This window comes from Variovorax sp. GW823-FHT04F07, from assembly GCF_058795995.1.
The window spans coordinates 257,137-268,948 of record NZ_JBXAIG010000004.1; the positions used below are offsets into that span (position 1 = coordinate 257,137).

The 11,812-nt window shown below is 67.3% G+C and carries 11 protein-coding genes; 8 read left to right on the plus strand and 3 right to left on the minus strand.

The genetic code is table 11. From position 1 onward, the window contains the following. Positions 1-82: 82 nt before the first annotated feature. Together AC1RAA_RS20280 and AC1RAA_RS20285 are read right to left on the minus strand one after the other, a co-directional pair. A complete protein-coding gene (locus AC1RAA_RS20280) occupies positions 83-841 on the minus strand; it encodes a basic amino acid ABC transporter substrate-binding protein (protein WP_062479619.1) in 759 nt (252 codons plus the stop codon). Positions 842-922: 81 nt separating this feature from the next. Continuing rightward, positions 923-1,645 (minus strand): hypothetical protein, encoded by a 723-nt coding sequence (locus AC1RAA_RS20285; protein ID WP_492730281.1) that lies wholly within the window; start codon positions 1,643-1,645, stop codon positions 923-925. Between the two features lie 200 nt (positions 1,646-1,845). Here AC1RAA_RS20285 and AC1RAA_RS20290 point away from each other — a divergent pair, with 200 nt between their 5' ends. The 4 genes from AC1RAA_RS20290 (at position 1,846) to AC1RAA_RS20305 (ending at position 3,870) form a co-directional block, all read left to right on the plus strand. Continuing rightward, positions 1,846-2,469, plus strand: a complete 624-nt coding sequence (locus AC1RAA_RS20290) for a hypothetical protein (RefSeq protein WP_492730283.1) — start codon at positions 1,846-1,848, stop codon at positions 2,467-2,469. A gap of 13 nt (positions 2,470-2,482) precedes the next feature. Next, positions 2,483-3,025 carry a GTP-binding protein gene (locus AC1RAA_RS20295; protein ID WP_447748221.1) on the plus strand — a complete coding sequence of 181 codons (543 nt, stop codon included), beginning with the start codon at positions 2,483-2,485 and terminating at the stop codon, positions 3,023-3,025. Beyond that, the gene (locus AC1RAA_RS20300) at positions 3,022-3,411 is read left to right on the plus strand and encodes a roadblock/LC7 domain-containing protein (RefSeq protein WP_492730285.1); all 390 of its coding nucleotides are present in this window, start codon (positions 3,022-3,024) and stop codon (positions 3,409-3,411) included. Before AC1RAA_RS20295 ends, AC1RAA_RS20300 begins: the two co-directional genes overlap by 4 nt. A 99-nt stretch (positions 3,412-3,510) precedes the next feature. Continuing rightward, positions 3,511-3,870 (plus strand): hypothetical protein, encoded by a 360-nt coding sequence (locus tag AC1RAA_RS20305; RefSeq protein ID WP_307695214.1) that lies wholly within the window; start codon positions 3,511-3,513, stop codon positions 3,868-3,870. Positions 3,871-3,943: 73 nt separating this feature from the next. Here the strand turns inward: AC1RAA_RS20305 and AC1RAA_RS20310 are convergent, their stop codons facing one another. Then, positions 3,944-4,420: an Lrp/AsnC family transcriptional regulator gene (locus AC1RAA_RS20310; protein ID WP_062478228.1), complete on the minus strand. Its 477-nt coding sequence runs from the start codon at positions 4,418-4,420 to the stop codon at positions 3,944-3,946. 179 nt (positions 4,421-4,599) lie between these two features. Between AC1RAA_RS20310 and AC1RAA_RS20315 the strand changes: the two genes are divergently transcribed. The 4 genes from AC1RAA_RS20315 (at position 4,600) to secF (ending at position 11,759) form a co-directional block, all read left to right on the plus strand. Then, complete coding sequence (locus AC1RAA_RS20315) at positions 4,600-8,211, plus strand: indolepyruvate ferredoxin oxidoreductase family protein (protein WP_492730287.1); 3,612 nt, start codon at positions 4,600-4,602, stop codon at positions 8,209-8,211. A 258-nt stretch (positions 8,212-8,469) separates the two neighbouring features. Beyond that, positions 8,470-8,805 carry a preprotein translocase subunit YajC gene (gene yajC, locus AC1RAA_RS20320; RefSeq protein ID WP_062478234.1) on the plus strand — a complete coding sequence of 112 codons (336 nt, stop codon included), beginning with the start codon at positions 8,470-8,472 and terminating at the stop codon, positions 8,803-8,805. 89 nt (positions 8,806-8,894) lie between these two features. After that, on the plus strand, positions 8,895-10,778 hold the full coding sequence (gene secD / locus AC1RAA_RS20325) for a protein translocase subunit SecD (protein WP_062478237.1): 1,884 nt from the start codon (positions 8,895-8,897) through the stop codon (positions 10,776-10,778). An 18-nt stretch (positions 10,779-10,796) separates the two neighbouring features. Beyond that, positions 10,797-11,759: a protein translocase subunit SecF gene (gene secF, locus AC1RAA_RS20330; protein ID WP_062478240.1), complete on the plus strand. Its 963-nt coding sequence runs from the start codon at positions 10,797-10,799 to the stop codon at positions 11,757-11,759. Positions 11,760-11,812: the final 53 nt, after the last annotated feature.

Sequence of the window (11,812 nt, forward strand, 5' to 3'; positions counted from 1 at the left end):
CAACTCTCTGTCTATCTGTCGGTCAGCGGAAAAACGAAACGGCCGCGTGAGGGCGGCCGTGTTCAGGAAAATGCCGTGCGGCTCAGCGCACGTTCGGGTCCTTGTTGAACCACTTCTTGTAGATCGTCACGTAGCTGCCATCGGCGCGGATGGCCGCTAGGCCGGCGCTGAGCTTGTCCAGCAGCGCCTTGTCGCCCTTCTTCACGACGATGCCGAAGCCTTCCTCGGGGAAGGACTTGTCGTCCAGCGTCTTCAGCTCGGGGTGTTGCGCCACGCGGTAGGCGATCACGCCGTTGTCGCCCATGGCGGCATCGACGCCGCCGCCGGCCAGCTCGGAAATGATGAGCGGCGTGCTCTCGAAGCGGCGGATGTTGGGGCTGGTCTTGCCGAATTCGCGCGAGGCGATGTCGTCGGCGGTGGAGGCGCTGACCACGGCGATCTTCTTGCCCGTGAGGTCCTTCAGCGAGGCCACGGTGCTGTTCTTCGGCAGCGCGATCAGCTGGCGCGCCGCGAAGTACGGCGGCGTGAAGTCGTAGCTCTGCTTGCGCTTCTCGTTGATGGTGACGCCCGAGATCACGAGGTCGACGTCGCCGTTGTTCAGCGCGCCGAAGATGCCGGTGAAGGGCGTGTTGACGATCTTGATCTTCAGGCCCTGCTGCTTGGCGATGGCGTTGATGATGTCGATGTCGAAGCCGACGATCTGCTTGTCCTTGTTCTCGAAGGCAAACGGCGCGTAGGTGGCGCTGGAGGCCACGGTGAGTTCGCGGTTCTGGGCCTGGGCACCGAAGGCGAGCGTGGCGGCAGCGAGGCCGAGGGCCAGGGCGCGGCGTAGAGAGTTCATTCGGGGTCCTTGTGTCTTTGCCGCCCGGCGGGAAGCGGTGGGCGAGCATTTTAGGCGGTCGCTATCGGGGCCCCTTGCTGCCTACCGGGCGAACAGGAAGTAGAGCGCGACGGCCACCACCGCCACGACAGCGATCACCTTGCCCGCGCGGGGCGAGCCGGAGGCGCCAGTGGAACTCCACGTCACGCTGTGGGTGCGCACGGTCTTCGTGCGCCCGCCGCTGCTGGGCTCCGTGCGGGCGAGCGCGTCGGCCACGACCTGCCGGCCTTCCGGCGAGACCGCGGACATCGGCGATGCGAGGGCCTGCAGTTGCGCGGGCGTCAGCACGCCGGTGCGCACGGCCCAGGCCAGCGTGGCGGCCGGCGAGGCGGGCGCTGCCCATTCGGGTTCCTGTGCGGGCAGCAGGCCGAGGGCCTGTGCGTGCTGCGCGGGGTCGACCAGCTGCAGCGCCTGCAGTTGATCGAGGGCGCTCTCGGTCACGCCGTCTTCCAGGCGGTTCGCCATGAGGCTGATCTCGAGCAGCACCCAGGCCGGCGCCTGGCCGCTGACCATGGCCACCGCATTCGCCACGGTGCGGTGCGCCTCGTCTTGCGCGCCGGGGGCGGCGCGGGCGCGCAGGCCGGGCAGCGACTCCGGCGCGACGATGCCCTTGGCGGCCGCCCAGCCCAGCGCTTCGCTCGGGGTGCGCAGCGCGGTGTTCGGCAGGTCGGGGTGCGCGAGCGCCTGCGCGTGTTCGGCGTCGGTCAGCAGGCCCAGGGTGTGCAGGTGCGACAGGGCCCGTGGGCCGGCTTCTTCGGAATTCATGGGCCCCAGTGTCCCAGAGGTCTCGCGAAGGGCCGCGCCGCCGGCCCGGCGCTCCAAGCGTGTGCGTTACTTCTCGGTGCGCGTCCAAATTTGGGCATCGACTCGATACACAACGCATCAATTAGTTAACACATATAACAATAAGGAACTATTAAAAACAATTGCTCAGGGAAGAAGGTATGCCATTGGTTTTGGGCGTCATGGGGCTCCCTCAGGTCGAGGTCGAGCTCCTGCGGATCATCGTTCGCCTCAGCTCCAATCTCCGGTCGTTGTGGACGGTCAGCGAGTCGCAGCCCTGCGACCTGTTGCTGGTGGACGGCGATGCGCCGGCCGCCGAGCGGCAGACGCCGGCCGCGCGCTTCGTGGTGCCGATGGTGGCGCGCGGCGAGGCTGTGGCCGCCGCGCCCGCGCGCCGCACGCTGGCACGTCCCATCTACGCGGAAGAGCTGGTCGCGCTGCTCAACCAGGTCGCGCCCAGCGGGGCCTCGGGCGACGCGGCGCGCGCCATGGTGCGCTCGATCCGCGCGCGCGCCTCGCTGATCCGCTGGCCCTCGCAGGTGACCCTGCAGCGCCATCCGATCTACGTGCGACTGGCGGCAGCCCTGTCCAAGAGCGCGCAGTCGGCCGAAAGCCTGAGCGTGCTGGGCCGCATCGACGTGCAGGAGTGCAGCACCTTCCTCGGCCTGCTGGAGGAAGAAGGCGCGCTGACCTGGTCGGAGGAAGCCCGCGCGCCGCGCCCCTCGGGGGGCGGTGCCGGCGGCGAAGCCGCGCAGCACAAGCGGGGCCTGCTCTCGCGCATCCGCCGACGCCTCGGGCTGGTCTGAACGGGGCGCCGGCATGAGGGACTTCAAGCTCGTCTTCACGGGCCCGATGGGCGTGGGCAAGACCACGGCCATCGCGGCCATCAGCGAGACCGCGCCGATCGCCACCGAGGTCGCCAACGCCGACACCTCGGTCGCCAAGGCCACCACCACGGTGGGGCTCGACTTCGGCCAGGTGACGCTGGACAACGGCGACCGGCTGCGCCTGTACGGCACGCCGGGCCAGAGCCGCTTCGACTTCATGTGGAAGATCCTGGTGCGCGATGCGCTGGGCCTGGCGATCCTGCTGGACAACAGCCGCCCCGACCCGCTGGCCGACCTGGCCCAGTACCTGGACGGTTTCGCCGGCGCGCTCGAGCGCATGCCCTGCGCCGTGGGCGTGAGCCGCCTGCCGTCGCACCCCACCCCCACGCTCGACGACTACGCGCAGGCGCTGGCGGCGCGCGGGCTGGTGCTGCCGCTGCTGGCGGTCGACCCGCGCCGCAAGGACGACGTGGTCGCGCTGATCGAGACGCTGCTGATGCAGATCGAAGTGCTCGACGAGGAGGCCGCGCCATGAAGATTCCCCACGCCCTGAAGCTGCGCGCCGCAGTCGAGGCCCGCCGCGTGCTCGACGAGGTCACGGGCATCGCCTCGGTGGTGATCGCCACGCCCGATGGCTTCGAGATCGCCAGCGTCGCGCGGCGCGACGTCGAGCCCGCGCGCATCGCCGCCATGGCCAGCTCGATCGCCGCCATCGGCGCGGTGGTGTCGCAGGAGGCCGGCCTGGGCCGCTGCACCTGCATCACGGTCGCGACCGACAACGGCTTTGCGCTCGTCAGCCCGGTGCACAGCGGCGAGACCTCGCTGGTGGTGAACGTCATCGCCGACGCCGATGCGGTGCTCGCGCAGGCGATGTACCGCACGGCGGCCTGCGTGCGGGCGCTCGAGGCGCCGCAGCCCTAGGCCGCATCCCACACGAATTCACGGGCGGGGACGGATTGGCATGCGACGTCTCCACCCTCTTTTTCATTCGCATGAATTTCACTCACAGGATTTACTGACATGGCCTCGATCCAGACCAGCCTCGACACCCTCCTGACCGCCGACGGCGCCCTGTGCGCTGCCGTGGTCGACTCCGCCAGCGGCATGATGCTGGGCGCCGCCGGCACCGGCGTAGACCTCGAAGTGGCCGCCGCCGGCAACACCGAAGTGATGCGCGCCAAGCTCAAGACGATGCGCGCGCTGGGCCTGAGCGACACCATCGAAGACATCCTGATCACGCTGGGCAAGCAGTACCACCTGCTGCGCCCGATGGCGCAGAAGGAAGGCGTGTTCATCTACTTCGTGCTCGACAAGGCGAAGTCGAACCTGGCGCTGGCCCGCCGCAAGCTGCAGGACGTCGAGAAGGACATCACCTTCTAATCCGTCCGCCAAGGCGCATCGCCGTCGGGCCGGCTCCTTCGCGGGAGGCGGCCCTTTTCTTTTTAAGGGGCGGCTACTTCGCCAGGTGCCCCAGCGGCAGCGCGCTGTTGGCCTTCACCTCACCCAGCGAGAAGCTGGTGTGCAGGTCTTTCACGTTCGGCAGGTTCATGAGGTTCTGCCGCGCAAAGGCCGAGAAGCCGTTCAGGTCCTGCGCCACCACCTGCAGCTCGAAGGTGCCGGTGCCGCTGATGTAGTGGCAGGCCACCACCTCGGGCATCTTGCGGATCGCGTCCTCGAGCTTGCGCGTGGCTTCGTGGGTCACGCGCTCGGTGTCCACGCGCACGAAAGCGAGCACGCCCAGTCCGATCTTGTGGCGGTCGATCTCGGCGCGGTAGCCCTTGATGAAGCCGGCGTCTTCCAGCGCCCGCACGCGGCGCCAGCAGGGCGCCGCCGACAGGCCCACGCGCTGCGCCAATTCGGCGTTCGTGAGGCGGCCATCGGTCTGCAGTTCTTGCAGGATAGCGAGGTCGAACTTGTCAATGCTTTCCATAGGGGTGGATGTTAAGCAAGATTCTTTCTGAAAGTCGTTTTTTCGAAGCAAAAAACGCAAACACCTGTCGCGGACCCCGGCATACACTTTGCGTCACCATGGGCTTGCGCCCTATCGGGCACAGACCCACCGCCAATTCAGCCAGGCCCACAAAGCCCTGCCACACGGAGACAGACCACATGAACGCCCCGCTGCCCGAGCACATTCGCCGCGCGCTAGAAACCGTCACGCTCGACGACAAATACAGCCTCGATTACGGGCGCGCCTTCATGAGCGGGGTGCAGGCCCTGGTCAAGCTGCCGATGCTGCAGCGCCTGCGCGACAAGCAGGTCGGCAAGAACACCGCCGGCTTCATCAGCGGCTACCGCGGCTCCCCGCTCGGCGGCTACGACCAGGCGCTGTGGAAGGCCAGCAAGTTCCTCAAGGAACAGAATATCGTCTTCCAGCCCGGCGTGAACGAGGAGCTCGCGGCCACGGCGCTGTGGGGCACGCAGCAACTGGGCTTCTCGCCGCAGGGCACCAACAAGTTCGACGGCGTCTTCGGCATCTGGTACGGCAAGGGCCCGGGCGTGGACCGCTGCTCGGACGTCTTCAAGCACGCCAACATGGCCGGCACCACCGCCTGGGGCGGCGTGATCGCGGTGGCCGGCGACGACCACATCTCCAAGAGCAGCACGGCCGCGCACCAGAGCGACCACATCTTCAAGGCCTGCGGCACGCCGGTGTTCTTCCCGGCCAACGTGCAGGAAATCCTCGACCTGGGCATCCACGCCTTCGCGCTGAGCCGTTTCTCGGGCGTGTGGTCGGGCATGAAGACGATCCAGGAAATCGTCGAGTCCAGCGCCACGGCCATGATCGACCCCGAGCGCGTCGACATCGTCATCCCGACCGACTTCGAGATGCCGCCCGGCGGCCTGCACATCCGCTGGCCCGACCATGCGCTGGAGCAGGAAGCCCGGCTCATGCACTACAAGTGGTACGCCGCGCTGGCCTACATCCGCGCCAACCGCCTGAACCACAACGTGATCGAAGGCCCGAACGACCGCTTCGGCATCATGGCCAGCGGCAAGGCCTTCAACGACACGCGCCAGGCGCTCATCGATCTGGGCCTGGACGACGCGGCCTGCCGCCAGTTGGGCATCCGCCTGCACAAGGTGGGCGTGGTGTGGCCGCTCGAGGCGCAGCTCACGCGCGACTTCGCCACCGGCCTGCAGGAAATCCTGGTGGTCGAGGAGAAGCGCCAGGTCATCGAATACCAGCTCAAGGAAGAGCTCTACAACTGGCGCTCCGACGTGCGCCCCAACGTGGTCGGCAAGTTCGACGAAGGCGCCAGCTCCACGGACGACGGCTACTCGGGCGGCGAATGGTCGATGCCCAACCCGACCTCGCACACGCTGCTGCGCGCCAACGCCGACCTGAACCCGGCCCTCATCGCCAAGGCCATCGCCGGGCGCCTGAAGAAGACGGGCTTGCTGGCCGCCGCGGGCGCCGACATGGCCGCGCGCATCGACGCGCAACTGGCCATCCTGGAGGCCAAGGAGCGCGCGATGGTGGTGCAGCAGGCCTCCACCAGCGTGGCCGATGCCACGCGCCAGCCCTGGTTCTGCTCGGGCTGCCCGCACAACACCAGCACCGTCGTGCCCGAAGGTTCGCGCGCGATGGGCGGCATCGGCTGCCACTTCATGGCGACCTGGATGGACCGCTCCACCATCGGTTTCACGCAGATGGGCGGCGAGGGCGTGCCGTGGGTCGGCCAGCAGCCCTTCACGACCGACCAGCACATCTTCGCCAACCTGGGCGACGGCACGTACTTCCACAGCGGCCTGCTCGCCATCCGCCAGAGCATCGCGGCCGGCGTGAACATCACCTACAAGATCCTCTACAACGACGCGGTCGCCATGACCGGCGGCCAGACCGTGGGCGAGCGCCCCGAGGGCCACTCGGTGCTGCAGATTGCAGAAAGCCTGCATGCCGAGGGCACGAAGAAGGTCGTCATCGTCACCGACGAGCCCGAGAAGTACGAGGGCGTGAACATTCCCGGCGACCACGTGCAGGTGAAGCACCGCGACCTGCTGGACGACATCCAGCGCGAGTTCCGCGCCATGGCCGGCACCACGGCCATCATCTACGACCAGACCTGCGCGACCGAGAAGCGCCGCCGCCGCAAGCGCGGCACGGCCGTCGATCCGGCCAAGCGCGTGGTCATCAACGAGCTGGTCTGCGAAGGCTGCGGCGACTGCAGCGTGCAGAGCAATTGCCTCTCGGTGGAGCCGCTGGAAACCGAATTCGGCCGCAAGCGCACCATCAACCAGAGCAGCTGCAACAAGGACATGAGCTGCCTAAAGGGCTTCTGCCCGAGCTTCGTCACTGTCGAGGGCGGCCAGCTCAAGAAGAAGGGCAAGAACAAGGCGGCCACGCCGGCCGAGTTCGGCCTGCTGGCCGAGCCCGCCATTCCGTCGCTCGCGGGCGGCAAGGTCTGGGGCGTGGTGGTCGCCGGCGTCGGTGGCACCGGCGTGATCACCATCGGCCAGCTGCTGGGCATGGCCGCGCACATCGAGGCCAAGGGCATCGTCACGCAGGACGCGGCGGGCCTGGCGCAAAAGGGCGGCGCCACCTGGAGCCACGTGCTCATCGGCGACACGCAGGACGACATCCGCACCACCCGCGTGGGCACCGCGGCGGCCGACCTGATCCTGGCCTGCGACCCGCTCGTCACGATCAACGCCGAGACCATGGCGCGTATGCGCGAAGGGCGCACGCATGTGGCGCTCAACAGCCACAGCGCGCCCACCGCGGCCTTCGTGCGCAACGCCAACTGGCAGAACCCCGAAGACGCCTGCGCCGCTGAAATTGCGCGCGCCGTGGGCATCGACGGCCTGGGCGCCTTCGACGCCGATGCCGCCGCCACCGCGCTGATGGGCGACACCATCTACGTCAACCCGATGATCCTGGGCTACGCCTGGCAGAAGGGCTGGGTGCCGCTGGCGCACGAGTCGCTGATGCGCGCCATCGAGCTGAATGCCGTGGCCATCGAGAACAACAAGACCGCCTTCGAGTGGGGCCGCCAGGCCGCCGTGCGTCCCGACGAGCTGCAAAAGCGCGTGCGCCCGGGCCAGGTCATCGAGTTCAAGAAGCGCGAGACGGTCGAGGCCCTGGTGGCGCGCCGCGCCGAGTTCCTGACCGGCTACCAGAACGCCGCCTACGCCGAGGAATACAAGGCCTTCGTCGGCCGCGTGCAGCAGGTCGAGTCAGCCGTCGGCAAGAGCACGGGCCTGGCCGAAACGGTGGCGCGCTACCTGTTCAAGCTCATGGCTTACAAGGACGAGTACGAAGTCGCCCGCCTGCACACCGACCGCACGTTCCTCGATCGCGTCGAGGGCATGTTCGAGGGCGACTACAAGCTCAACTACCACCTGGCGCCGCCGCTGCTGGCCAAGAAGAACGCCAAGGGCCAGCTGCAGAAGCAGAAGTTCGGTCCCTGGATGCTCACGGGCTTCCGCTTCCTGGCGAAGCTCAAGGGCCTGCGCGGCACGGCGCTCGATGTCTTCGGCCGCACCGAGGAACGCAAGACCGAGCGCGCCCTCATCGGCGAGTACCGCGCCAGCATCGAGGAAGTGCTCAAGGGCCTGCGCGCCGACAACCACGCGCTGGCGCTGGAGATCGCGAGCCTGCCCGAGCAGATCCGCGGCTACGGCCACGTCAAGGAGCGCAACCTCGCGGCGGCCCGCACCCGCTGGACCGAGCTGATGGGCAAGTGGCGCAACCCCCAGGCGCAGCGCGCAGCGGCCTGATCCGCCAGGCCCGTTTCCCCTGACAAAGAGCGCCCCTGCGGCGCTCTTTGCTATTTAAACGATAGCTGAAAGCCCTCCGGGGTGCGCCGGATAAGGGCGCGAAACGGCCATCCGCGCCGAATACAATGCCCGACTGCGCGCGGCCTCCCCCGCCGAGCCTTTGACTTGCGGCCCGCATCCCTCGTGGGCGCGGAACCGCGGGCCCGGCCCGCGCATCTGAAGTCTTTTTCTTCTCTCTTCCCTCTGCTGGAGACTCTCTTGTTCATTTCCTCTGCTTTCGCTCAAACCGCGCCCGCAGCCGCCGGTGGTGGCGACATGTTGTCTTCGCTGGGCAGCATGCTGCCGCTGGTGCTGATGTTTGTGGTGCTGTATTTCGTCATGATCCGCCCGCAAATGAAGCGCCAGAAAGAGGCCCGCGCCATGATCGAAGCCCTGGCCAAGGGTGACGAAGTTGCCACCGCCGGCGGCGTGCTCGGCAAGATCACCTCGCTGAACGACCAGTACCTCGGCCTGGAAATCGCCAACGGCGTCGAGATCAAGATCCAGCGCAGCGCGGTGGTCCAGGTGCTGCCCAAGGGCGCCGTCAAGCAATAAAAGCGTGAGCTGAACCTTGCGCTTCAGGGCGCAGGGCCCCAAGTCACGCCGTGTTCCATTTCTGAAACGCTTGTGAAAAGCGCCTTCTCATGAACCGTTACCCGGTCTGGAAGTACACGATCATCGTGATCGTGCTGCTCGTGGGGCTCATCTACGCCCTGCCCAATTTCTTCGGCGAGGCACCCGCGGTGCAGGTGTCCGCGGCCAAGACGACCGTCAAGGTCGATGCCGCCACCCAGACCCGGGTCGAGGAGGCGCTGAAGGCGGCCGGCCTGACGCCCGACCTGGTGACGCTGGACGCCGGCTCGCTGCGCGCCCGCTTCACCACCACAGACGACCAGCTCAAGGCGCGCGACGTCGTGCAGCGCGCCCTGGTGCCCGACGCCAGCGACCCGCCCTACACGGTGGCGCTGAACCTGCTGTCGCGTTCGCCCAAGTGGCTCACGTCGCTGCATGCGTTCCCGATGTACCTGGGCCTGGACCTGCGCGGCGGCGTCGACTTTCTGCTGCAGGTCGACATGAAGGGCGCCATCGACAAGAAGGCCGAATCGTTCGCGAGCGACCTGCGCACCACCTTCCGCGACAAGAGCATCCGCGGCACCCAGGTCAGCCGCAACGGCCAGACCGTCGAGGTGACCTTCCGCGACGCGGCCTCGCTGGAGACCGCCAAGCGCCTGATCGTGGACCAGTTCCCCGACCTCAGCACCACCGACACGCAAGACGGCACCAACTGGCGCCTGACCGCCACCATCAAGCCCGAGGCGGCCCGCCGCCTGCAGGACGCCGCGCTCAAGCAGAACATCACGACCCTGCACAACCGGATCAACGAACTCGGCGTGGCCGAGCCGGTGATCCAGCAGCAGGGCCTGGACCGCATCGTCGTGCAGCTGCCTGGCGTGCAGGACACGGCCAAGGCCAAGGAAATCCTGGGCCGCACCGCCACGCTCGAAATGCGCATGGTCGACGAAAGCGCCGAAGGCCGCGCGGCCGAACTGAGCGGCGCGCCCGTGCCCTTCGGCTCCGAGAAATTCCTCGACCGCGGTGGCCGCCCGGTGATCGTGAAGAAGCAGGTGCTCGTCACCGGCGAGAACCTCACCGACGCCCAGCCCGGCTTCGACCAGCAGAGCAACCAGCCCAAGGTCGACCTGACCATGGACGCCAAGGGCGGCCGCATCATGCGCGACGTCAGCCGCGAGAACTACAAGAAGCGCATGGCCATGCTGATCTTCGAGAAGGGCAAGGGCGAAGTGCTCACGGCCCCGTCGATCAACGGCGAACTGGGCAACCGCTTCCAGGTCTCGGGTTCGATGACGGTGGCCGAAGCCAGCGACCTGGCCCTGCTGCTGCGCGCCGGCTCGCTGGCCGCGCCCATGGAGATCATCCAGGAGCGCACGATCGGCCCGACGCTCGGCGCCGACAACATCGAAAAAGGCTTCAAGAGCGTGATGTACGGCTTCCTGGCCATCATGGTCTTCATGTGTGCCTACTACGCGCTGTTCGGCCTGTTCTCGTCGATCGCGCTGGCCGTGAACCTGATGCTGCTGGTCGCCATTCTGTCGATGCTGCAGGCCACGCTCACGCTGCCCGGCATCGCGGCCATGGCGCTGGCCATCGGCGTGGCCATCGACTCCAACGTGCTGATCAACGAGCGCGTGCGCGAAGAATTGCGCAACGGCGCCTCGCCGCAGGCCGCCATCCACGCGGGCTACGACCGCGCCTGGGGCACGATTCTCGACTCCAACGTGACCACGCTGATCGCGGGCATTGCGCTCCTGGCCTTCGGCTCGGGCCCGGTGCGCGGCTTCGCGGTGGTGCACTGCATCGGCATCGTCACCTCGATGTTCTCCGCCGTGTTCTTCTCGCGTGGCCTCGTGAACTTCTGGTACGGCCAGAAGAAGAAGCTCAAGTCTGTGTCGATCGGCACCGTCTGGCGGCCCAAGACCGACGGCACGGCTGTGGTCGACACCAAGTAACGGCCGAGGACCATCGCCATGGAATTCTTCCGCATCCACAAGACCATCCCGTTCATGCGCCATGCCCTGGTGCTGAACATCATTTCCTTCGCAACCTTTGCGCTGGCGCTGTTCTTCCTGTTCCACCGCGGGCTGCACCTGTCGGTGGAGTTCACCGGCGGCACGGTGATGGAAGTGGCCTACGAGCAATCGGCCGACATCGGCAAGGTGCGCGAGGCCGTCACCAAGCTCGGCTATCCCGAAGTGCAGGTGCAGAACTACGGCACCTCGCGCGACGTGCAGATCCGCCTGCCCACCCAGAAGGGCATGAGCTCCGACCAGCAGAGCGCGCAGGTCATGCAGGCGCTGAAGTCGGTCGACCCGTCGGCCACGCAGCGCGGCATCGAGGTCGTCGGGCCGCAGGTCGGCGATGAGCTGACCTCCAACGGCATCAAGGCGCTGGCCATGGTGGTGATCGGCATCATGATCTACCTGGCGTTCCGCTTCGAATGGAAGTTCGCGCTGTCCACCGTGCTGGCCAACCTGCACGACGTGGTGATCATCCTGGGCTTCTTCGCCTTCTTCCAGTGGGAGTTCTCGCTGGCGGTGCTGGCGGCGGTGCTGGCGGTGCTGGGCTACTCGGTGAACGAGTCGGTCGTGATCTTCGACCGCGTGCGCGAGAACTTCCGTCGTTACCGCAAGATGACGACCACCGAAGTCATCGACAACGCGATCACCTCGACCATCAGCCGCACGATCATCACCCACGGCTCCACGCAGCTCGTGGTGCTGTCGATGTTCTTCTTCGGCGGCCCGACGCTGCACTACTTCGCGCTGGCGCTGACCATCGGCATCTGCTTCGGCATCTACTCGTCGTGCTTCGTGGCCGCCGCGATCGCGATGTGGCTGGGCGTGAAGCGCGAGGACCTGATCAAGGGCCCACCGGTCAAGCGCGACGGCGATTCCGGCGGCGACGACCCGAACGCCGGCGCCGTCGTCTGAGGGATACTTCGGCGCCAGCTTCGCGTCACCCGCACTTGTGCGGTGGCGCATCC